This window comes from Microbacterium sp. Root61, assembly GCF_001427525.1.
Lineage (GTDB): Bacteria > Actinomycetota > Actinomycetes > Actinomycetales > Microbacteriaceae > Microbacterium.
This window is the reverse complement of sequence record NZ_LMGU01000001.1, coordinates 2070077-2090997: the sequence shown is the minus strand read 5'-3', so window position 1 is coordinate 2090997 and position 20921 is coordinate 2070077. Positions and strand designations below refer to the sequence as shown.

The 20921-nt window shown below is 68.3% G+C and carries 20 protein-coding genes; 14 read left to right on the top strand and 6 right to left on the bottom strand.

The genetic code is table 11. The features are described 5' to 3' along the window. Position 1 precedes the first annotated feature (1 nt). Positions 2 to 1510 carry a DUF4407 domain-containing protein gene (locus ASD65_RS10140; RefSeq protein ID WP_056221978.1) on the top strand — a complete coding sequence of 503 codons (1509 nt, stop codon included), beginning with the start codon at positions 2 to 4 and terminating at the stop codon, positions 1508 to 1510. Positions 1511 to 1598: 88 nt separating this feature from the next. Next, positions 1599 to 2612: an aldo/keto reductase family protein gene (locus ASD65_RS10135; protein WP_056221974.1), complete on the top strand. Its 1014-nt coding sequence runs from the start codon at positions 1599 to 1601 to the stop codon at positions 2610 to 2612. Here the strand turns inward: ASD65_RS10135 and ASD65_RS10130 are convergent. Continuing rightward, a complete protein-coding gene (locus ASD65_RS10130) occupies positions 2589 to 3824 on the bottom strand; it encodes an ion channel protein (protein WP_056221972.1) in 1236 nt (411 codons plus the stop codon). The two genes, ASD65_RS10135 and ASD65_RS10130, sit on opposite strands and share 24 nt — an antisense overlap. 142 nt (positions 3825 to 3966) lie before the next feature. Between ASD65_RS10130 and ASD65_RS10125 the strand changes: the two genes are divergently transcribed. Further along, a complete protein-coding gene (locus ASD65_RS10125) occupies positions 3967 to 4434 on the top strand; it encodes an NUDIX domain-containing protein (protein WP_056224720.1) in 468 nt (155 codons plus the stop codon). On the opposite strand, the gene ASD65_RS10120 is transcribed toward ASD65_RS10125, so the two are convergent. From ASD65_RS10120 to ASD65_RS10110, 3 genes are read right to left on the bottom strand one after another with little or no spacing between them, the layout of a single operon-like run. Next, positions 4423 to 4887: a GbsR/MarR family transcriptional regulator gene (locus ASD65_RS10120; protein ID WP_056221970.1), complete on the bottom strand. Its 465-nt coding sequence runs from the start codon at positions 4885 to 4887 to the stop codon at positions 4423 to 4425. The genes ASD65_RS10125 and ASD65_RS10120 overlap by 12 nt on opposite strands. An 18-nt stretch (positions 4888 to 4905) precedes the next feature. Continuing rightward, positions 4906 to 6516 carry an ABC transporter permease gene (locus ASD65_RS10115; protein WP_082561900.1) on the bottom strand — a complete coding sequence of 537 codons (1611 nt, stop codon included), beginning with the start codon at positions 6514 to 6516 and terminating at the stop codon, positions 4906 to 4908. Beyond that, complete coding sequence (locus ASD65_RS10110) at positions 6516 to 7451, bottom strand: ABC transporter ATP-binding protein (protein ID WP_056221964.1); 936 nt, start codon at positions 7449 to 7451, stop codon at positions 6516 to 6518. Before ASD65_RS10110 ends, ASD65_RS10115 begins: the two co-directional genes overlap by 1 nt. 191 nt (positions 7452 to 7642) lie before the next feature. Between ASD65_RS10110 and ASD65_RS10105 the strand changes: the two genes are divergently transcribed. The 5 genes from ASD65_RS10105 to ASD65_RS10085 all read left to right on the top strand — a co-directional run bounded on the left by ASD65_RS10105 (position 7643) and on the right by ASD65_RS10085 (position 13722). Beyond that, positions 7643 to 8293: a GntR family transcriptional regulator gene (locus ASD65_RS10105; RefSeq protein ID WP_056221961.1), complete on the top strand. Its 651-nt coding sequence runs from the start codon at positions 7643 to 7645 to the stop codon at positions 8291 to 8293. 8 nt (positions 8294 to 8301) lie between these two features. Next, the gene (locus ASD65_RS10100) at positions 8302 to 9828 is read left to right on the top strand and encodes an MmgE/PrpD family protein (protein WP_056221958.1); all 1527 of its coding nucleotides are present in this window, start codon (positions 8302 to 8304) and stop codon (positions 9826 to 9828) included. After that, entirely contained in the window at positions 9828 to 10727 is a 900-nt protein-coding gene (gene prpB, locus ASD65_RS10095) for a methylisocitrate lyase (RefSeq protein ID WP_056221955.1), read from the top strand. The genes ASD65_RS10100 and prpB overlap by 1 nt, the downstream gene beginning before the upstream one ends. A gap of 35 nt (positions 10728 to 10762) precedes the next feature. After that, positions 10763 to 11932, top strand: a complete 1170-nt coding sequence (locus ASD65_RS10090) for a bifunctional 2-methylcitrate synthase/citrate synthase (protein WP_056221952.1) — start codon at positions 10763 to 10765, stop codon at positions 11930 to 11932. 221 nt (positions 11933 to 12153) lie between these two features. Beyond that, positions 12154 to 13722, top strand: coding sequence for an ABC transporter substrate-binding protein (locus ASD65_RS10085; protein WP_056221949.1), 1569 nt, complete (start codon positions 12154 to 12156; stop codon positions 13720 to 13722). Between the two features lie 69 nt (positions 13723 to 13791). Here the strand turns inward: ASD65_RS10085 and ASD65_RS10080 are convergent, their stop codons facing one another. After that, on the bottom strand, positions 13792 to 14916 hold the full coding sequence (locus ASD65_RS10080; RefSeq protein WP_056221946.1) for an oxidoreductase: 1125 nt from the start codon (positions 14914 to 14916) through the stop codon (positions 13792 to 13794). A gap of 115 nt (positions 14917 to 15031) precedes the next feature. Here ASD65_RS10080 and ASD65_RS10075 point away from each other — a divergent pair, with 115 nt between their 5' ends. After that, a complete protein-coding gene (locus tag ASD65_RS10075) occupies positions 15032 to 15787 on the top strand; it encodes an enoyl-CoA hydratase/isomerase family protein (RefSeq protein WP_056221941.1) in 756 nt (251 codons plus the stop codon). An 18-nt stretch (positions 15788 to 15805) separates the two neighbouring features. On the opposite strand, the gene ASD65_RS10070 is transcribed toward ASD65_RS10075, so the two are convergent. Continuing rightward, on the bottom strand, positions 15806 to 16105 hold the full coding sequence (locus ASD65_RS10070) for a hypothetical protein (protein WP_056221938.1): 300 nt from the start codon (positions 16103 to 16105) through the stop codon (positions 15806 to 15808). Between the two features lie 98 nt (positions 16106 to 16203). On the opposite strand from ASD65_RS10070, the gene ASD65_RS10065 reads away from it, so the two are divergent. The 5 genes from ASD65_RS10065 (at position 16204) to ASD65_RS10045 (ending at position 20915) form a co-directional block, all read left to right on the top strand. Then, complete coding sequence (locus ASD65_RS10065; RefSeq protein ID WP_162248486.1) at positions 16204 to 17283, top strand: flavin reductase; 1080 nt, start codon at positions 16204 to 16206, stop codon at positions 17281 to 17283. 75 nt (positions 17284 to 17358) lie between these two features. Further along, positions 17359 to 18015, top strand: a complete 657-nt coding sequence (locus ASD65_RS10060; protein ID WP_056221933.1) for a GntR family transcriptional regulator — start codon at positions 17359 to 17361, stop codon at positions 18013 to 18015. Between the two features lie 235 nt (positions 18016 to 18250). After that, positions 18251 to 19039 carry an enoyl-CoA hydratase/isomerase family protein gene (locus ASD65_RS10055; RefSeq protein ID WP_162248485.1) on the top strand — a complete coding sequence of 263 codons (789 nt, stop codon included), beginning with the start codon at positions 18251 to 18253 and terminating at the stop codon, positions 19037 to 19039. Between the two features lie 26 nt (positions 19040 to 19065). After that, on the top strand, positions 19066 to 19989 hold the full coding sequence (locus ASD65_RS10050) for an amidohydrolase family protein (protein WP_056221927.1): 924 nt from the start codon (positions 19066 to 19068) through the stop codon (positions 19987 to 19989). Then, positions 19986 to 20915, top strand: coding sequence for a cyclase family protein (locus ASD65_RS10045; protein ID WP_056221924.1), 930 nt, complete (start codon positions 19986 to 19988; stop codon positions 20913 to 20915). Before ASD65_RS10050 ends, ASD65_RS10045 begins: the two co-directional genes overlap by 4 nt. Positions 20916 to 20921 lie beyond the last annotated feature (6 nt).

Sequence of the window (20921 nt, the reverse complement as noted above, 5' to 3'; positions counted from 1 at the left end):
GATGTCTTTCTCCGAACACCGCCCCGGTCGATTCGGCTCTGACGGTCGCATCGAACTCGACGACTCCGCCGACACGCTCGACGATCTCTTCGTCGACGATGTACGTGCCGCGCAGCAGAACCAGGCGGGTCCCACTGCGGATGGGCCCGCCGATCCCTTCCTCGACGACGCGGAGGATTCCCACGATCCCGCCGCCGACGCGGTGGCCGACATCGCGCCGACAGCCGACGTCGAGCCGGAGCAGCAGCCCGTCGCCGTCCCACCCGTCGCGGAGGATGCACCCCGTACCGCGCGCAGCGCACGCCGTCCCCGCGTATCGGGGTGGCGCCGCGTCGCCGTGCTCGGCGGTGCCGACCCCGATGTGCTGGGCCAGGTGCCCACCGAGACGCCGCGCTTCGTGCAGATGTTCTTCGTGCTGGCCGGCACCGCGCTCGTGTCGGCGATCTCGATGTACTTCGCGCTCATGACGGGGGTACGGGTCGCGGTGTGGGTGGCCGTGCCGCTTGCCCTGGTGTGGGCTCTCATCATCTTCAACCTCGACCGCTTCCTCACCTCGACGATGCGGTCCACGCACAGCGTCGGCAAGTTGATCGGTCTGGCGATTCCCCGAGTGATCATGGCGGCCATCATCGGCATCGTGGTGGCCGAGCCCCTCGTCCTGCAGATCTTCCACAACGACATCGCACGTGAGGTGAACACCACCAACATCACCCAGGCCCAGACCGACCAGGACGCTGTCACCGCGGGACCGGAGAAGTTGGCGCTGGATGCCGCGAGCGAACGTGTCACGGCGCTCGAGGAGCAGGCGGCCACCGGCATCGTGGCGGGAACGTCCGCGACGTCCGCGACGACGGCAGCGGCGCAGGCGAGCGTGGATGACCTCACCGCCAAGCTCGCCGCGCAGCAGGAGGTCATCGACCAGGCGCGGGCGCTCTACCAGTGCGAGCTCACCGGCGGCGGCGACGCCGCCGGTTGCACGGGTGTCGCCGGAGAGGGCGCCAGCTCGACTGCCGCACACGACCAGCTCACGCAGGCCCAGGCGTCCTACGACGACCTGGCAGCGAAGCTGCGCACCGCCGAGGCCGACCTCGCCGATGCGCAGGCCGCGGGCACCGCAGCGGTCGGTGCGTCGGAAGCGCAGAACAAGCAGCAGGCGAAGGACGAGCTGGTCGCCGCGCGCGGACAGTACGACTCCGCGCTCGCGGCCTACAACGCGCAGGCCGAGGCGGTCGCGAGCGGCAACGCCGGGGCGGTGGGCCTGCTCAGCCAGATCACCGCACTCGAGAGCCTGTCGGAGCGCGAGCCGACACTGAAATGGGCGCATTGGCTGATCGCGGGACTGTTCTTCATGATCGAACTGCTCCCGGTCCTCGTGAAGGTGCTCACCAGCTACGGCGACCCCTCGCTGTACGAGAAGGCCGACGACCTGCGCCGCCAGGTCGCACTCGACCGCGTCACTGCCCGCAGCTGGCGCGAAAGGGCCGATATCGTCCAGGATGCTCGAGCCTGAGACGCCGCCGCGACACCGGATCCCGTGTGCCGGGACGTTCCCCGACACATCGGAGCCCGGTGCCTCGGCGCGCCACTAGCGTGGAGGAATGGTCAATTATCGCTACCTCGGCAACAGCGGGTTCAAGGTCTCTGAGATCACCTACGGCAACTGGATCACCCATGCCTCGCAGGTGGAGAACGACGCCGCGATCGCGACCGTCCGCAAGGCCCTGGATCTCGGCATCACGTCCTTCGACACCGCCGACGTGTACGCAAACACCGCCGCCGAGAGCGTCCTGGCCGAGGCGCTGAAGGGCCAGCGCCGCGAGTCGCTGGAGATCTTTACGAAGGTCTACTTCCCGACCGGCCCCAAGGGCGCGAACGACACCGGCCTCAGCCGCAAGCACATCATGGACTCCATCAACGGGTCGTTGCGGCGCCTCGACACCGACTACGTCGACCTGTACCAGGCACACCGCTTCGACTACGAGACGCCGCTGGAAGAGACCTTCCAGGCGTTCGCCGACATCGTCCGGCAGGGCAAGGCGCTGTACATCGGCGTCTCGGAGTGGACCGCCGAGCAGCTGCGCGAAGGCCACGCGCTCGCCAAGGAGCTGCGCATTCAGCTGGTCTCCAACCAGCCGCAGTACTCGGCGCTGTGGCGCGTCATCGAGGGCAAGGTCGTCCCGACCTCCGAAGAACTCGGCATTTCGCAGATCGTGTGGTCGCCGATGGCGCAGGGCGTGCTCAGCGGCAAGTACCTGCCCGGTCAGCCGGTTCCGGCGGGGTCGCGCGCCACCGACGAGAAGAGCGGCGCGGACTTCATCGCGAAGTTCCTCGACGACGATGTCCTGACCGCCGTGCAGAAGCTCGTGCCGATCGCGCAGGAGGCGGGCCTGACCATGCCGCAGCTCGCGATCGCGTGGGTGCTGCAGAACAAGAACGTCGCCGCCGCACTGGTCGGGGCATCCCGCCCGCAGCAGCTCGAAGACACCGTCAAGGCGTCGGGGATCACGCTGGACGCCGACACGCTTGCCGCGATCGACGCCGCGCTCAGCCCGGTCGCCGTGACCGACCCCGAGGAGACCTACCGGATGTCACCCCCGAGTCGGATCCAGTAGCCCCGGCTCGGGCTTGATCACCATCTCCGGTGCGGTGCGAACGATGAGCCACGCCGGCAGGATGATCAGGCACAGCGGCCCCAGCACCGTGATGTCGCCGACGATCGCGACGGCGATGAAGAGGGCGATCCACCCGTCGCGCGCGACGGTGAGGGTGATGCCCAGCACGCCGCACGCGATGGCCAGGCTGAGCGGGATCGCGGGGATGAGCGCGTGCCCCAGCATCCCGAACGCGACGCCGATGAAGACGGCGGGGAAGACGCGGCCGCCGCGGAAGCCGGCGGCCGCGGCGATCACCAGCGCCGTGATCTTCACCAGCACGATGATCGCGAGCTGACCCGCGGAGTAGTCGTCGGCGTTGGTGATCAGCTCGGCGCTCTGATCGAGCCCCTTGAACAGGGTGATCGGGCCGCCGATGAACCCCAGCAGACCCAGGATGAGGCCGCCGATTCCGGCGTAGAGCAGGGGGTTGCGCAGCAGCCGGAAGCCGCGGTGCACCACGGGGAACACCCACACGGCGAGCAGGGCGAACGCCGCGGCCGCGCAGGCGATGACCGCGCCGAGCGCGATGTCGAGGGGCTGGGCTTCGCTGGCGTAGGGCGCCAGCCCGCTGACGACGTTGAACCCGCCGCCGAGGAATCCGATCATGACCGACCCTGCCGCCGCCGACACGAGCGGAAGGAAGAGCTTGTCCCACAGCGACTCGTTGGTCCGCACGGCGGCCACCACACCGGTGAACACCAGGGCGGCGGCGACCGGGGTGCCGAAGAGCGCGCCGATCGTGCCGGACGCGGCCAGCAGCAGCACGCTCTGCGTCGGGACGCCGCGCCACAACCTGGCCACGAGCGCGACCGACAGTGCCGTGTTGATGGCGATGATGGGGTTCTCCGGGCCGAGGCTCACACCGCCGGCGAGCGAGAGGACCACCACGAGCGCCAGACTCGGCAGCGCCGAGAGCGCCTGTGGGGGAGCGATCAGTTCGGTGGTCGCGGAGTCCGCGCCGCCGTGACCGGGCATCAGCCACAGCACGAGTCCGACGGCGACACCGGTGGCGGTGAGGATCACGATGATCCACCAGCGTGCCTCGGGGTCGACGCCGAGCGTGGTGGGCAGCCACTGCCACAGCACGCCCTCCAGGAGACCCGCGATCTCATCCAGCCCCCACAGCATGACGGCGGAGAGCACGCCGATGAGGAGTGCGGGGATCGTCATCTGAAGCAGGCGAGACGTGTTCAGTGGGGGCGGTGCGGTACTCACCCCTTCATCATGTCGGCCCGCGACCACCACCGGAACGGGCGGACGTGAGAAGCGCCGAGGATAATGAGCGGATGCCTCGTCTGCGAGTGTGGTCCTGATGCCCCGCTGGAGCGCCGGCATCCTGCTGTATTCCCGCCGCCCCGAGCCTCAGGTGCTCATCGCGCACATGGGCGGGCCGTACTGGGCGGGCAAGGACCTCGGTGCCTGGTCGATCCCCAAGGGCGAGTTCGACCCGGCGGAGGAGACGGCGTGGGATGCCGCGCGCCGGGAGTTCGTCGAGGAGCTGGGCGTGCCGGCTCCGGACGCGGCGGAGGAGCTCGGCACCTTCGCCTACGCGTCGGGCAAGAAGGTGATCGTCTTCGTCGCCGACGGCGCCGGATTCGAGGCATCCGGATTCACGTTCGGCGAGTTCGAGCTCGAATGGCCGCCGCGATCGGGGCGGATGCAGTCGTTCCCCGAGGTGGATCGCGCCGAATGGGTATCGCTGCCGGAGGCGCGGGAGCGACTCGTGAAGGGGCAGCGCCCGGCTCTCGAGGCGCTGATCGAGCGTCTGTCACCCGCCTGAGCGCCGCGACTGCTCCCACTCTTCGACGAGGCGCGGCATGCGCTCGGCCATGAACCGGAAGAACGCGGCCATGTCCGCCGCGCGGGCTGCGGCATCCGGGTCATCCGTCTGCTCATCCTGGATGCGGTCGATGTAGTCGGCCATGCGGTCGTAGACCGGGGCATTGCTCGCGACCGAGCCGTAGAACGTGTCGTGGACGAGCTCGTACCGGTCGCGTCGGTGGCCGTGCTGCGATCGACGCTGGATGAAGTGCAGCGTCTGGAGGTAGCGGACCGCACCCGACACGGCGGCCGCGCTCACCCCCAGCCGGTCGGCGAGCTCGCTCGCGGTGTACCCGCCCGCCGGGGCGGCGATCAGCGCCATGAGCACGCGCGCCGGCATCCGCGGCATCCCCGCTGCCGTCATCATCGCCGCCGCCTGCTCGGCCGGCTCCACGCCTCGGTGCTGTGTCATCTCTCCCCCCGATCCACGCTAGCCGTCGGTGGCCAGCTCGCGCCGGCGCATCAGCAGGAGCGCGGCGGCCGCTCCGATGACGCTCGCCATGATCAGCCACCACAGCCCCTTGAGGTCGACGCCGTCCTGCACCACGAGCGGCGCCTGCGTCAGCGGTGACAGGTTCACGATCCACTCCGGGAATCCGAACAGCGATCCGAACAGGCCGAGCAGCACACCCAGCATGACCAGCGTCCAGCCGACCGGGATGGTCCAGCGCGGTGCGATCACGAAGACGAGGGCGGTGAGCGCCAGGAACACGGATGCCGCGGCCACCTGCCCCGCGCCGCTGACCAGCGCGTCCTGCGCGAGCGACCACTCGCCGCCGCTCGTGGCCACGCCAAGCACGGCACCGAGCACGCCGCTTGCAGCCACGAGCAGGATGGCGGCGAAGGCGACCACGATGTAGTCGGCCAGCCAGCGCACGCGGTCGACCGGCGCGGAGAGCACCAGCTCGGCGGTGCCGTGCGCCTCTTCCTGTCGTGCTCGGCAGAGGGTCTGGACGGCGGCGCTCGCGGCCAGCAGTCCCACTATCAGGAAGAAGATGACGACCATGCCCTGCTGCAGGCTGCCGCCTCGGGACAGGGCCTCGAAGATCGTCTGCACCGCGGGGATCTCGGTGCCGATCGAGTCGATCACCGCCGCCAGGCTCGTCGCCAGCAGCCCGGTGAGGAGCCCGCCGACGCTCCATCCGAGGACCGAGCCCCATGTCAGCCGCCACACCAGACCCATGGGGCTGGACAGCAGCGGACCGGCGTCGCGTCGGCCGAGGCGCTCGGCGATGAGGCTCTCGCCGAGGTCGCGCGATGCGTGCAGCGAGACGGCGATGGCGGTCAGCACGAGCGCGATGCCGACGGCGAGGGCCGCCGGCCACAGGTTGTCGGCGGCGAACGGACGGGTGTTTTCGCCCCACCCGAACGGCGACAGCCACGTCAGCCACGAGCTCTGGATGCTCTGCAGGTCCGCGCTCGGTGTGCCGGCGGCGTTGCCGATGCCGCTCAGAAGGAAGGCGATCAGCAGCACCCACACCGCCACCGAGTTCGCGCCGCGCGAGGTGCGCATGAGCTGCCCGGCGACCAACCCGACACCGAGGAAGCACAGTCCGACGGCTCCGGCGGCGAGCCCCGCGACGAGGCTGCCGTAGCCGGGGAACCCGCCCGAGAGGAAGCCGACCGTGACCAGCAGTGCCAGGACGACGTTCGCCAGCGTGCCGTGGATGATCGTGGCCCACAGCGGGGTGAAGCGTCCGGCGGGGGTCGCGCCGACCAGTTCTGCGCGGCCCAGCTCCTCGTCCGCACGGGTGTGCCGCACGGCGAGGAACGTGCTCATGAACGCCGCCATCATCGCCAGGAACGGGAAGATCAGGAACAGGGTGAAGGCCGCCGGCCCCGCGCCCGACGGCAGTCCGCGAAACAGCATGATCACCGGGTTGGCCATCACCGCGGCCAGGACGTTGACCCGGTCCGGCTCGGTGCCGTATGCCTGGGCGACACCGCCGACGGCGGCCGCGGCCAGCGCGTATGTGCCGAGCAGCCACAGCAGCAGCTGCAGCCAGTCCCGCCGCAGCCGCTGGCGCAGCAGCGCGCTCATCATCGGTGTGCCTCGGTGGCGGCGACGTCCGCGGCCACGAGGTCATCGCCGTAGTGCCGCAGGAACAGCTCTTCGAGCGAGGGTGGTGCGATGCGCAGGCCGGTCACCTGGCGGGCGGCCAGGGCCGGGAGAGCGGATGCCACGGCATCGCTGTCCACCGTGAATCGGGCCCGTCCGTCCTCGACGGCGCCGTCATGGGCGCCCGGGATGCCCGTGAGAGCCGAGGCATCCGTCGCCTCGAACGACACCTCCGTGCGGGTGAGATGGCGCAGCTCGGCCAAGGTGCCGGACTCGACGATCCGACCGGCACGGATGATCGAGACCCGATCGCACAGCAGCTCCACCTCCGAGAGGATGTGGCTGGAGAGCAGCACCGTCGCCCCGCGAACTCGGACACGCTGGATCTCGTCGCGGAAGACCACCTCCATGAGGGGGTCCAGTCCGCTGGTCGGTTCGTCGAGGATGTAGAGATCGGCCGGCACCGCGAACGCGGCGATGAGAGCGACCTTCTGCCGATTCCCCTTCGAGTACGCGCGGCCCTTCTGGCGCGGGTCGAATTGGAACGTGGCCATCAGGCGCTGCTTCTCGGCGCGGTACGCGGCATCCTTCGTGTGTGCGCCGCGGAGGCGGGCGAGGAAGTCGATCGCCTCCCCACCGGAGAGGTTGGGCCAGAGGTTCACATCGCCCGGCACCGAGGCGATGCGGCGGTGCAGCGGCACCGCCTCGCGCCAGGGATCGGCGTCCCAGATGGTCGCGGCGCCTCCCGTGGCGCGGGCGAGCCCGAGCAGGATGCGGATGGTGGTGGACTTTCCGGCCCCGTTCGGGCCGAGGAAGCCGTGCACCTCGCCGGCGGTGACCGAGAGGTCCAACCCGTCCAGAGCGTGGGTGCGCCCGTAGTGCTTGGTGAGTCCGGTGGTGTGGATGACGGTGGTCATGGCGCAGACGCTACGCCCGTTACACAAGTTTGTGAATACTCTGAAACGAAATCCTAACGGGCACTTCTCGACCGTCCGGCAGCAGCGTGCCGATGTCGTTATGTATACGTTCGCCCGCCGGGAAGGCCGCATCGAGGCGCGCAAGGCCGTTTATGGATACACTAGGACGACCAAAAGCGAGGAGGTGCGGGATGCGGGCAAGTGATCGTGCGTACGCCACGCTCCTCGACGAGATCCAGCGCGGCACCCTCGGCCCCGGCACCGTGCTCGGTGAGGTGGAGCAGGCCGCACGCCTCGGTGTCAGCCGCACGCCGCTGCGCGAGGCGCTCGCACGCCTGGTCGCCGATGGTCTGGTGACGCAGCAGTCGCCGCGGGTGCTGGCCGTGACCGATGTGGAACCGGACGATATCCGCGCCCTGTTCGAAGTGCGTCGGGCGCTCGAGGAGACCGCCGCGCGGATCGCCGCCGTCCGTGGCGACCGCCGCCTGTTCATCGACCTGGCCGCCGAGTTCGACGCCGCAGGTCGCGACCTCGAGTCCGCCCCCGGTGCGCTGGACGCCTACTACGAGCTGATCGCACGCTTCGACGGCGTCCTGGACGCCGCCGTCGACAACGACTACCTGGGTTCCGCCCTCCGCACGATCCGCACGCACCTCGTCCGGGTGCGGCGGCTCTCTCGCGACAATCCCGACCGGCTCGCGACATCCGTCGCCGAGCACCGGCTCATCGCCACCGCCATCGGTGCCGGTGATGCCGACCTGGCCGCCCATGCGACGCACGTGCACTTGCACAACGCGCTCGCCAGCATCCTCGCGTCCGTGGAGGACGCGCGCATTCACTAGGAGCAGCAATGACCGTCAGCCACCATGTCCGCGTCTACAAGAGTGACGAGCCGCTTGCCCGCGAGGACCAGCTCGCGTGGAAGATCGCCGAGGTCGCCGCCGATTCCGTCGAGGTCGAGCAGGACGTCGTCGACATGATCATCAACCGCATCATCGACAACGCGTCGGTGGCCGCGGCATCCCTCACCCGTGCACCCGTCAGCGCGGCACGCCAGCAGGCACTCGACCACGCCGTCTCGGTCAGCGGAAAGGGCGCCACGATCTTCGGCTGCGCGATCGAGCGCCGCACCAGCCCCGAGTGGGCCGCCTGGGCCAACGGCGTCGCCGTCCGCGAGCTGGACTACCACGACACGTTCCTGGCCGCGGAGTACTCGCACCCGGGCGACAACATCCCGCCGATCCTCGCCGTCGCCCAGCACGTCGGCAGCGACGGCCAGGCGCTCGTGCGCGGTCTCGCGACCGGCTACGAGATCCAGGTCGACCTGGTCAAGGCGATCAGCCTGCACAAGCACAAGATCGACCACGTCGCCCACCTCGGCCCCTCGGCCGCGGCCGGCATCGGCACCCTCCTCGGCCTCCCCGTCGAGACGATCTACCAGGCCGTCGGCCAGGCGCTGCACACCACGACCGCCACGCGCCAGTCGCGCAAGGGCGAGATCTCCACGTGGAAGGCGCACGCCCCGGCCTTCGCCGGCAAAATGGCCGTCGAAGCAGTCGACCGCGCCATGCGCGGCGAGACCAGCCCGTCCCCGATCTACGAAGGCGAAGACGGCGTCATCGCCTGGATGCTGGACGGCCCGCACGCCTCCTACGACGTTCCGCTGCCGGCCGCCGGCGAGGCCAAGCGCGCCATCCTGGACTCGTACACGAAGGAGCACTCGGCCGAGTACCAGGCGCAGGCCTGGATCGACCTGGCCCGCAAGCTCCACGGCGAGCGTCCCGACGCGGCTGACCCCGCCAACATCGAGTCGATCGTGCTGCACACCTCGCACCACACCCACTACGTGATCGGCTCCGGTGCGGGCGACCCGCAGAAGTACGACCCCACGGCATCCCGCGAGACGCTCGACCACTCGATCCCGTACATCTTCACCGTCGCGCTGCAGGATGGCGCATGGCACCACGTCGACTCGTACGCTCCCGAGCGTGCCGGCCGCGCCGACACGGTCGAGCTGTGGCAGAAGGTCACCACCGCCGAGGACGCCGAGTGGACGCGCCGCTACCACTCGGAGGACCCGAACGAGAAGGCCTTCGGTGGTCGAGTGGTCATCCGCTTCACCGACGGCACCGAGCTCGTCGACGAGATCGCCGTCGCCGACGCGCACCCGCTCGGCGCCCGGCCGTTCGCCCGCGAGGACTACATCCGCAAGTTCCGCCTGCTGGCCGAGCCCGTGCTCGAGCAGGACGAGATCGAGCGCTTCCTCGAGCTGGTCCAGCGCCTCCCCGAGCTGACCGCCGACGAGGTGTCGCAGCTCACGATCGTCGCCAAGCACGGCGTCCTGGCCCTGGCGCCCGCCCCCAAGGGTCTGTTCTGATGCTGTACTCGCTGACGACGGCCGAGGAGAAGCGGCGGATCCTGCGGGAGCGCCTCGCCACCGGCGAGCTGCTGCGCTTCCCCGGCGCGTTCAACCCGCTGAGCGCGCGGCTGATCGAGCAGAAGCAGTTCGACGGCGTCTACATCTCGGGAGCGGTACTCAGCGCCGATCTCGGTCTGCCCGACATCGGCCTCACCACCCTCACCGAAGTGGCGGGCCGCGGTCAGCAGATCGCCCGGATGACCGAGCTGCCGGCGATCATCGACGCCGATACCGGTTTCGGCGAGCCGATGAACGTGGCTCGCACGATCCAGACGCTCGAGGATGCGGGCCTGGCCGGCATGCACATCGAGGACCAGATCAACCCGAAGCGGTGCGGCCACCTCGACGGCAAGGCCGTCGTCGACGAGGGCACAGCGCTCAAGCGCATCCGTGCCGCCGTCGACGCGCGCCGCGACCCGAACTTCCTCATCATGGCGCGCACCGACATCGCCGCCGTCGAGGGGCTCGACGCGGCGATCGACCGGGCCAAGGCGCTGGTTGATGCCGGTGCCGACGCGATCTTCCCCGAGGCGATGCGCTCGCTCGAGGAGTTCGCGGCCGTCCGCGCCGCCGTGGACGTGCCGATCCTGGCCAACATGACCGAGTTCGGCAAGAGCGAGCTGTTCTCCAGCGCGCAGCTGGCCGACGTCGGCGTGAACATCGTCATCTGGCCCGTCTCGCTGTTGCGCATCGCGATGGGCGCCGCCGGGCGCGCGCTGGACACGCTCAACGACGAGGGGCACCTGACCTCGAAGCTGGGCGAGATGCAGCACCGCGCCGACCTCTACGAGCTCATCGATTACGAGGGTTACAACCACTTCGACACCAGCGTCTTCAACTTCGAGATCGCGCGCTGACGCGCGGCATCCGGAACCTTACGAGGGAGCACATCATGACCGACACCATCGAGATCAAGAAGGGCCTTGCGGGAGTCGTCGTGGACTACACGGCGGTCAGCAAGGTCAACCCCGACACCAACAGCCTGCTGTACCGCGGGTACCCGGTGCAGGAGCTGGCGGCGACGCAGTCCTTCGAGGCCGTCGCCTACCTGCTGTGGCACGGCGAGCTTCCGGATGCCGCGCAGCTGGCCGAGTTCACAGCCTACGAGCGCGCGCATCGTGCTCTGGACGAGAACATCAAGCAGACGATCGACCTGATCCCGCTGGACGCGCACCCGATGGACGTCGTGCGCACCGCGGTGTCGGTGCTCGGCGCCTCCGACCCCTCGGCGTTCCACAACGACCGTGAGTCCGACCTCGGCAAGTCATACCTGCTCTTCGCCAAGCTCCCCGCGATCGTCGCGTACGACCAGCGTCGTCGTCGCGGTCAGGAGCTCATCGAGGCGCGGGACGACCTGGACTACTCGCAGAACTTCCTCTGGATGACGTTCGGCGAGCTGCCCGAGAAGGTCGTCGCCGACGCGTTCAACGTGTCGATGATCCTGTACGCGGAGCACTCCTTCAACGCGTCGACGTTCACTGCGCGCGTCGTGACGAGCACGACCTCCGACTTGTACTCGGCCGTCACCGCCGCGATCGGCGCGCTCAAGGGCGCGCTGCACGGTGGAGCGAACGAGGCCGTCATGCACATCTTCGACGAGATCGGCAAAGCCTCGAACGTCGTGCCGTGGCTGGATGACGCGCTCGCCCAGAAGAAGAAGATCATGGGCTTCGGGCACCGCGTCTACAAGAAGGGCGACTCGCGCGTCCCGACGATGAAGGCCGCGCTCGACACGCTCGTCGAGCACTACGACGCCAAGGATCTCGCCGCGCTGTACGACGCGCTCGAGTCCGAGTTCGTCGCCCGCAAGGGGATCTACCCGAACCTCGACTATCCCTCGGGCCCGGCGTACCACCTGATCGGGTTCGACACGCTCACCTTCACGCCGCTGTTCGTGGCCGCGCGGGTCACCGGCTGGACTGCGCACATCATGGAGCAGGCGGCATCCAACGCCCTCATCCGTCCGCTGTCGGCCTACAACGGGCCCGACGAGCGACACATCGACGGATATGTGGCTCGAGTCGAAGAGACCGCCGACCGTGCGGAGGAAGCCGCCGGCTGAGTTCCGGCACGACGACGCGAGCAGCGGGGATCCGTCACCGCTGCTCGCTCCGTCGTTCGCGGATGCGGTGGCGCCGTGCCCGCAAGAATCGCGGAAGTTATCGCAGACCCTGTTGACTTAACTGATCAAATATCTACTATCCTCGGCACCGAACCTCCTCCATGGAGGCTGACATGAGGCGCGCAGTGTTGCGTTCGCCGAAAGGAGCAGTTGTGTTTCGAATGGTCAGAAGAAGAGTCGGAACGATCGTCGCGGTCAGCGCGATCGCGCTGGTGCTCGCCGCGTGTGCCGGTGGCGGAGGGGGCACGGCGCCGTCCGCAGGGAGCGGCGGCGACGGCACGCCACAGGCGGGTGGCACCGCGATCGTCGGTTCACTGACGGAGATGCCCGGGTTCGACCCTGTACGCCTCGTCGCAGCGGGCACCGGCATCGAGCGGGCGGCCCAGGTGATGGACACGCTGATGTACCGTGACGACGTCACCGACGAGGTGACGCCGAAGCTTGCGAAGTCGCTGGAGTCCGATGACGGACGAGTCTGGGTGCTGACCCTGCGCGACGGGGTCGACTTCACGGATGGAACGCCTTTGGACGCCGCCGCCGTGGTGTTCAACCTCGAGCGGCACATCGCCCCGGACTCCACCAGCCCCGCCAAGTCGGTGCTGTCCGGAATCGAGAAGCTGGAGGCGACCGGTGAGCTGGAGGTCACCATCACCCTCCGCGAGCCGAGCGGGTCTTTCCCGCTGGCGCTCACCGGCTCCTCCTCTGCGAGCCTGATCGGGTCGCCCAAAGCGCTCGCCGACCCCGACGCGTTCAACTCCTCGCCGGTCGGCGCCGGCCCCTTCGTCTTCAAGTCGTGGGTACGCGACAGTGAGCTCAAGCTGGTCCGCAACGACGACTACTGGGACAAGGGCAAGCCGTACCTCGACGCGCTCACCTTCCGCGTGCTCGTCGACTCGCAGTCCCGTGCCGATGCGGTCATAGCCGGGGGAGTGACGCTGGCGCAGGTCACGGGCACGAGTTGGGCGGCGGTCGAGGCGAATCCCTCGCTCGTGACCGTTCGATCCAGCACGGGTGGGCAGGCGCTGGTGCCCAACGCCTCCAGGGCACCGGCAGACGATGAACGGGTCCGTCAGGCGATCGGGCTGGCGACCGATCCCAAGGTGGCCAACACGATCATCTTCCCCGGCAGCGATCTCTGGGACGAGAATCGCGATTGCATCCCGTTCCCGGAAGGGGCTGCAGCGTGCCTGGAGGGCGCCTCTCCCACGCCGGACATGGATGAAGCGAAGAAGCTCATCGCTGACTATGTCGCCGACGGCGGCGACCCGACGATCGACTTCATGGTCCTGGCATCCACGGACGAGTATGCGTACTACCAGCGTCAGATGACCGAGACCGGTCTCGACGTGAAGCTGCGTGTCGTCGACTACGCGGGCTTCCTCGAGGAATCGGCGGCAGGCAACTACGGCGTGCTGGGCGGGGTCAATGCCTCGGCGGGGTACCCGACCCATTGGCGCTACCTGTACTCGGGCGGCCGCAACTGGGGCGGGGTCGTGAACGAGGACCTCGATGAGGCGCTGATTCGCGCGCGCGACGAACTCCAACTCGACGATCGCAACGCCGCGTGGCGCGACGTCGCCGAGATCACCAAACGCGACTCGGTCCTGTTCTGGACGGCGCCGTACAGCAACGCGACGTCCTACTCGAAGAAGCTGCACCTCGGCACCGAGGACTTCCCGTTCCAAGGCGGTCTCATGGTGTATTTCGGGGACGCCTGGATGGAGCAGTAGGTAGTCCGAGATCAACGATGCCCGGGGCGGAACAGCCCCGGGCATCGCGCGTTTCGGAACTGTCCGCCCCTACCGGAACGCGAGCTCGTGGGCCTCGCGGTCGAACTCCGGCAACGATGCGCCATCCCGAAGGATCCGGGCGAGATTCGGGTCTGCGAGATGGAGGCGGCCGATGGCGATGAGATCGAATTCCTCCTTGCCGAGCCGCCGCTCCAGTTCGAGTCGATGGTCCGTGGTCGACCTGGTCGCGCCTGCGTGCGCCTCGCGGAGCGAGGCCCCCAGACCGAAGCTCCCGACGGCCATCGTGTGCGCGCCGGTGAGCGTCTTCGCCCATCCGGCCAGCGACCGGTCGCTGTGTTCGAACGCGGGCTGGTGGAAGCGCCGGCTGCTGGCGTCGAGGACGTCGACGCCGGCGTCGACCAGCGGCACGAGCAGCTCGGCCAGTTCATCGGGTGTCCGGGCGAGGGCGGCCTTGTAGTCCTGCTGCTTGTGCTGAGAGAACCGGAAGATGATCGGGAGCTCGTCGCCGATCTCCGCTCGGATCGCCCGGACCACGGCCGCGGGGAACGCGGCGCGACGCGCGGCGTCACCACCCCATCGGTCGTCGCGCCGGTTGGTATCGGCCCACAGGAAGGCGTCGAGCAGGTACCCATGCGCCCCGTGGATCGCGATGCCGTCGAAGCCTGCCGCGACGGCGCCGCGAGCTGCTGCTCGATACGCCTCGATGACGGCATGGATATCGTCATCCGTCATCGTGCGTGTGGGCCGGATCAGCTCTTCGACGATGCCGGGAGGGTAGGCGGTGACTCCGGGTGTGCCCCACAGACCGGACGGACGCATGGGCGTGGAGCCTCCGCCCTGCATGACCCCCCACAGTGGTCCGACGTGCCACAGCTGCGGGATGATCCTGCCACCCGCGGCGTGGACGCCGTCGACGACTTCACGCCAGCCGTCCAGCGCGGCCGGGCCGTGCATCCGAGGAACATCGGTGTGGTCGACGGACGACGGATGATCGATTGCGACGCCTTCGGTGATGATCAGTCCCGTGCCGCCTTCGGCTCGGCGGCGATAGTACTCAGCCACTCGCGGACCCGGCACCCCGCCGGGGGAGGCAGCACGTGTCATCGGCGACATCACCACGCGGTTCCGCAGCGTCAGCGACCGGATGGTCAGTTCGTCGAAGAGCAGGGCCATGGGCATCTCCTACACGCTTGGTATCGCGAGCACGTGCTCGTCAGAAACATATCAGGTATCAAAAATGCGGATCCGCGCTATGCTCCTCTCGCACGGTGCCAGAAGGAGATCCATCATGAAGAACACCGATCGCATCCGCGTCGAGCGGGCGTCCGAACAGGGCGTCGCGACCATCACGATGCTCGGCGGCGCGGAGAACTACCTCACGGTGTTCCTGCTGCGCGAGCTCGTGGCGGCGCTGAACGACGTCAGCGACGATGAGGACTGCGGCGCGATCGTCGTCCGCTCCGAGGGCAAGCACTTCTGCGCCGGCCGCGATTGGCAGACCGCGCGCGATCCGGAGGACACCGCCGAGGCGATCTACGCGTGCGCGCCGGAGCTGTTGGCGGTGCGCAAGCCGTGGGTCGCGGAGCTCACCGGAGGCAGCATCGGTGTCGGCATGGGGCTGGCGATGTGCGCGGACTACCGCGTTGCCGCCGAGTCCGCCTACGTCTGGCCGAAGTTCGTCGGGATCGGCATCCATCACGGGTTCGGGCTCACCGCGACCCTCACCTCCGCGGTCGGGCGTCAGCACGCGACGCGACTGCTGTCGATGGGGCGGAGGGTGTCCATGCCCGAGGCGTTGCGGATCGGCCTCGTCGATGAGGCCGCGCCCCTGGAAGGGATCGATGCCGCTGCGACGGGGTTCGCGGCCGTGCTCGCGGCACAGTCCCGTACGGCGCTCGCGTCGATCCGCGACACCATGCGCGCGCCGCTGCGCGCGGCGTTCGCCGAGGCGATCGTCCAGGAACGGGCCGCCCAGACCAAGCTGTACGAGAGCGCGGACTTCCAGGCGGCCACGGCCGGCGGGTACCGCTACGAGCAGTCCTGATGCCGGGCCCGTTGTGCGTCAGGCTGTCGTGAGATGAGCGCGGATCGCCTGGCTGCTCTCGTCCCACCAGCCTTTGCTCCGCGCGTAGGCGACCATCGCATCGAATCCCTCGCGCCACGACGGGTCCGCACTCAGCGCGCCGCCCATGTCTGCGAGGATCGCCGCCGTGATCCACGCGTGCTCCCCATCGACGTAGCCGAGACCGGACTCCCGCAGCTTCGCATCGACCGCCGCGGGCGGCAGAGCCGTCTCGACCTCGAAAGCGCGGAGGTTGTCGACGTCTTCGATCGAGACCTCGTCGTGAACTGCGATCTTCATGGTTCTCCTCCGGTGCGCTCAGGCGCTGAAACAGTTATATTTGATCTAATATCTATCATCTCGGCGTCTGCGAGGAGCACACAATGGTTGGAACGGCCGTGACAGAGATCGCTTTCGACAAGTTCCGCCAGGTTCTCGGTCAGTACCCCACCGGCGTGTGCGTCATCTCCGCCTCCGACGGCGAGACCCCGGTCGGCATGACGGTCGGCACGTTCACCTCGGTCTCGATGGACCCTCCGCTGGTGGCCTTCCTTCCGCAGAAGACCTCCACGACGTGGCCGATCGTCGAGCGCATCGGTCGCTTCTGCGTCAACGTGCTGTCGTGGGAGCAGGAGCACCTGTGCCGCCAGATGGCCCGCCCGTCCGACCAGAAGTTCGTGGGAGTGCCGTGGCGTGAAAGCGGACTGGGCTCGCCGATCATCGACGGAGTCGTCGCGTGGATCGACTGCGAGATCATCTCCGTCGTGGATGCCGGCGACCACTGGATCGTGCTCGGCGCGGTCCGCGACCTCGACATCGCGGGCGACTCCCTCCCCCTCGTCTTCTTCCGCGGCGGCTACGGACGCTTCACTCCCGGACCGCTGTTCGCGCAGCAGTTCGACGATCCGACACGTGCCCGCCTCCTGGACACCGCCCGCATCGAGATGCTGGAGCTGGAACGCGAACTCGGCGTCGATGTCGCGATCACCGGGCGCGACGAGGGCGAGATGATCCTGATGGCGAGCACGTGGACGCCGCTGAGCTCGCGGGTGCGGCAGCGCATCGGCGACGTGCAGCCGGCCGGACCGCCCTACGCGATCGCGTTCGCGGCGGAAGGCACGTCGCAGGAGCGCGAGGCATGGGTCGCCGCGGGCATCCGGCTCAGCGGCGGCGGCGACCGCGAGGCGATGCTGGCCACGCTCGACCTGATCGCCGAGCGCGGCTGGTCGGCCGCTGTGCCGCGCAAGCCCGTCGACACCTGGACGTCGCGATTCGTCAGCGTGAATCAGAAGCTCGGCACGGAGGCATCCGTCGACGAGGCGATCAGCCTCACGGTGCCGCTGCATGACGCCGACGGTACGGTGTCCCTGACGCTCACGGTGTACGGCATGCCGGCTGGGCTGTCCGGTTCGGCCCTCGCCGCTATCATCAAACGACTGGAGGATGCTGCGACGCGCATCGAGCGGGTAGCGCAGTGACCGTCATGGCACAAGATCGATCTGATAGCGTTTTTCGCTTGACGGGGTTGCTCGTCTGGGTGGGGTGAGGTTGACATGATCCGAGTACGACAGAAGCTGGGCGACGAGATCGCCGAGAGCCTGAGGCAGGACATCCTCGCCGGCCGCTACGAGATGGGCGAGCGGATCCCCCTCGACGCCGTCGCGCAGGAACTCGGCGTGAGCAGCATGCCGGTGCGCGAGGCGCTCATCACCCTGTCCAACGAAGGACTGGTCGATGTCGAGCCGCGTCGCGGTTTCCGTGCGCGACCGCTGACGCAGACGGATCTGGACGACATGTTCGACGTGCTGGCGGCGTTGACCGGTGTCCTGGTCGCTCGCGCCGCCGTCGTCGCCACCGATGAGGACATCGCGCATCTGCGGGCGATCCACGAGAAGCTCGTCGCGCTCGACGGCCGGACCCTGAACAAGGCGACGATGCGCCAGGCGTCCAAGCTCAACGATGAGTTCCACCGCTACATCGCCAAGATCCCCGAGGGCGACAAGGTCCGCTGGTTCCTGCGGATGACGCACCGCTTCGTGCGTGCGGACCTGTATGAGGTCGTGCCCGGCATCCTCGATGCCTCGATGCACGACCATGTGCAGATCATCGAGGCGCTCGAGCGCCACGATCCGGTGGAGGCGCGTCGCCTCGCCGAGGCGCACTTCGCCCAGGGCTCTCAGCTCATCGGGTGCCTTCCCGCTCCGGTCTGAGTCGACCGAGTTTGTCCGGCAGCGCGCGCGTGCACGCTGCCGCGTGGCTGCAGCATCCGCGTCGCGGTTCGTCCCGATCGGGGCTCGCCGACGCATGGACGGCGCACCGTCGTGCGCTGCAGATGACCGCCCCTCTGTGCGCTTCGTCGCGCTCGTTTCCGCCGCATCACGGCACTCGATCCCGAGGTCGCCGATTCGTTGACTAAGTGATCTTTGATCAGATATAGTTTTTCTTGTGAAGCCCAACGTTGTGTGCTCCGAGGTAGGTAGCGTCGCCTACCTGACCCTGACGGGTCCGCGCAAGAATGCCCTTGCACGTGAGATGCATCACGCCCTCGCCGCGCAGCTGGATCGGTTGAAGGATCGTGCGGACATCGAGTTCATCGTCCTCCGCGGAGCCGGCGGTGTGTTCTCCAGTGGAGGAGACGTGACGCAGCTCGCCGACGGCCTTCCCGAAAGCTACGTCGATGACTACATGCGTCGCATGGAAGGCACGATCGGCGCGATGCGCCAGATGGACCAGATCGTGATCGCCGCCATCGAAGGCGCGGCGATCGGCGCCGCCGCGGCATTGGCGCTCAGCGCGGACATCGTGATCGCCGAAGAAGACGCCAAGATCCGGCTGAGCTTCGTGCGCCTCGGCTTCGTTCCGGATGCCGGGGCCACCTATCTTCTTCCCCGCGCGGTCGGCGGTGCCCGCGCCAGCGACCTGCTGATGACGGGGCGATGGATCTCCGTCGCCGAAGCCTGCTCCGCCGGACTCGTCTCGCGCTCCTGCGAGCATGGGTCGATCTCGGAGGCCGTCGAAGGCGTACTGGACGAGCTTCGCCAGTCGCCGCCGCACGCACTCGCCATGACGAAGCACCTGATCAACCGGCGCGACCAGACGGAGTTCATGGCCGCTGTCCGCGAAGAGGGCGAAAGCCAGCCGGTGGCCGCGGCGCTGACATCCTCGGATGTCGCCGATGCCGTGCTGAACGGTGTGACCCGCGATCCGCAGCCGACCGGCTTCGTCGCAACCTGAAGTTCAACCCATCCCAAAGGAGAGATATGTACGACGGACCTGTGATTGACGCGTTCTACCACCCCGGGTGGGCTGCCACGACTGCTGACACCTTCGGCGACCAGGAGTCCTGGCGTCAGGACCCGCAGCGCGCCCGCGCGATGCGGTTCTTCGACCAGAAGGACAGCAAGCACGCCACCAAGCCGGCAACGGCCGAAGAGAGCACTCAGGAGCTGATCGACAACAACGTCGAGCTCGCGATCTTCCAGGCGTCGCTGTACTACCAGGCAGAGCGTCCGGAGCTCGACAGCCGCATCCAAGAGCATGTCGACATCATGAAGAAGTTCCCCGGCCAGTACGAGCACGCCGGCACGATCCTTCCTCCGCGTCAGGGACCGGCCTCGTTCTGGGATCTCATGGAGAACCCGCGCATCCTCGAGGAGCACAAGGAGCAGTACGGCATCCGTGGCGTGCACATCCTCCCCGCTCCGTACGGGACGCCGGCCAACGACAAGTGGTTCTACCCGCTGTACGCCAAGTGCGTCGAGCTCGACCTCTTCGTCTTCACCTACATCGGGATGCCCGGTCCGCTGTGGCCGACGTACCCGAACTACCCGCTCCACCTCGATGACGTGGCGCTGGCGTTCCCCGATCTCACGATCGTCGGACACCACATCGGCGACCCGTGGGTGAGCATGATGACCCACCTCGCCGCCAAGCACCAGAACCTCTACATCTGCACGTCGGCGTGGTCGCCGAAGCGCTACCCGAAGGAGCTCCTGGAGTTCATGGGTGGGCGCTGGCACGCCCAGGCCGGTGCTGACAAGGTCATCTTCGGCACGGACTACCCGCTGATCAACCTCACCAAGGCCGTCACCGACGCGCGCAGCCTCGAGCTGCCCGACGATGTCATCGAGAAGTTCATGTACTCCAACATGCGCGGCATTCTCGACCGCCAGGACAACCGGTGAGCAAGGGGTGGGCGCCGCGCGCCGCAACAGAGGGCGAGACCCCGGCGCGCCCGGAGTTCTCCAACTGGAAGCGCTGGGGTGAAGACGACGAAGCGGGTGCGGGCAATCACCTCACCCCGGCGTCGATCCTCGCTGCGCTGCGCCTGCCCCGAACCGGCGAGGTCGTTCAGCTCTCGCAGGTCATCGGTGACCGGAAGTCACCGCGAAACGGGGCTCCGCCCCAGCACTTCATGATCCACGACGCAGGCGACTACCTCGCCGGCTCACCCGCCCCGGGCGGGTTCCAGACTGCCGCCGACCATATGTCGTGGGCGACCCACGGCTCGGTGACCCACCTCGATTCGCTGGGGCATGTCTGGTACGACGACACCCTCTACAACGGGTACAGCCAGACCGGCGTGCGCAGCAACGGCCTGCGCAAGCTCGGCATCGACAAGGCTCCGAGCTTCCTGACGCGCGGCGTGCTGGTCGACGTCGCGCGCAGCCACGGCGTGGAGTACCTCCCGGCGGGGTACGAGATCACGGCCGCCGACATCGAGGCGACGCTCGCCGAGTCCGGCACGACGCTGCAGCCCGGCGACGCCGTGCTGCTGCGCACGGGATGGATCAACACGTGGGAATCGGATGACGTGGCGTACCACGGCGACCGCCCGGGCATCGGCCTGGACGCCTCCGAGTTCCTCGCGAAGGCGGACGTCGCACTGGTAGGCGCCGACAACTCGGGAGTCGAAGTGCTTCCCTGGGCCGCCGGTACCGTATGCCCCGTCCATCAGTTCCTGATCAGGGACTGCGGAATCTACCTCCTCGAGTTCCTCGATCTCGAGGAACTCTCCTCGAAGGGTGTGGTGGAATTCCTTTTCATCGCCAGCCCGTTGCGCATCCGTGGAGCAACCGGCAGCCCGATCGCCCCCGTGGCCGTTCTCTAACCAGGA

Excerpts from the sequence above, each read along its gene's own strand:
- ASD65_RS10140 (WP_056221978.1), top strand. The coding sequence starts at position 2 with ATGTCTTTCTCCGAACACCGCCCCGGTCGATTCGGCTCTGACGGTCGC.
- ASD65_RS10135 (WP_056221974.1), top strand. The coding sequence starts at position 1,599 with ATGGTCAATTATCGCTACCTCGGCAACAGCGGGTTCAAGGTCTCTGAG.
- ASD65_RS10130 (WP_056221972.1), bottom strand. The coding sequence starts at position 3,824 with ATGACGATCCCCGCACTCCTCATCGGCGTGCTCTCCGCCGTCATGCTG.
- ASD65_RS10125 (WP_056224720.1), top strand. The coding sequence starts at position 3,967 with ATGCCCCGCTGGAGCGCCGGCATCCTGCTGTATTCCCGCCGCCCCGAG.
- ASD65_RS10120 (WP_056221970.1), bottom strand. The coding sequence starts at position 4,887 with ATGACACAGCACCGAGGCGTGGAGCCGGCCGAGCAGGCGGCGGCGATG.
- ASD65_RS10115 (WP_082561900.1), bottom strand. The coding sequence starts at position 6,516 with ATGAGCGCGCTGCTGCGCCAGCGGCTGCGGCGGGACTGGCTGCAGCTG.
- ASD65_RS10110 (WP_056221964.1), bottom strand. The coding sequence starts at position 7,451 with ATGACCACCGTCATCCACACCACCGGACTCACCAAGCACTACGGGCGC.
- ASD65_RS10105 (WP_056221961.1), top strand. The coding sequence starts at position 7,643 with ATGCGGGCAAGTGATCGTGCGTACGCCACGCTCCTCGACGAGATCCAG.
- ASD65_RS10100 (WP_056221958.1), top strand. The coding sequence starts at position 8,302 with ATGACCGTCAGCCACCATGTCCGCGTCTACAAGAGTGACGAGCCGCTT.
- prpB (WP_056221955.1), top strand. The coding sequence starts at position 9,828 with ATGCTGTACTCGCTGACGACGGCCGAGGAGAAGCGGCGGATCCTGCGG.
- ASD65_RS10090 (WP_056221952.1), top strand. The coding sequence starts at position 10,763 with ATGACCGACACCATCGAGATCAAGAAGGGCCTTGCGGGAGTCGTCGTG.
- ASD65_RS10085 (WP_056221949.1), top strand. The coding sequence starts at position 12,154 with ATGGTCAGAAGAAGAGTCGGAACGATCGTCGCGGTCAGCGCGATCGCG.
- ASD65_RS10080 (WP_056221946.1), bottom strand. The coding sequence starts at position 14,916 with ATGGCCCTGCTCTTCGACGAACTGACCATCCGGTCGCTGACGCTGCGG.
- ASD65_RS10075 (WP_056221941.1), top strand. The coding sequence starts at position 15,032 with ATGAAGAACACCGATCGCATCCGCGTCGAGCGGGCGTCCGAACAGGGC.
- ASD65_RS10070 (WP_056221938.1), bottom strand. The coding sequence starts at position 16,105 with ATGAAGATCGCAGTTCACGACGAGGTCTCGATCGAAGACGTCGACAAC.
- ASD65_RS10060 (WP_056221933.1), top strand. The coding sequence starts at position 17,359 with ATGATCCGAGTACGACAGAAGCTGGGCGACGAGATCGCCGAGAGCCTG.
- ASD65_RS10050 (WP_056221927.1), top strand. The coding sequence starts at position 19,066 with ATGTACGACGGACCTGTGATTGACGCGTTCTACCACCCCGGGTGGGCT.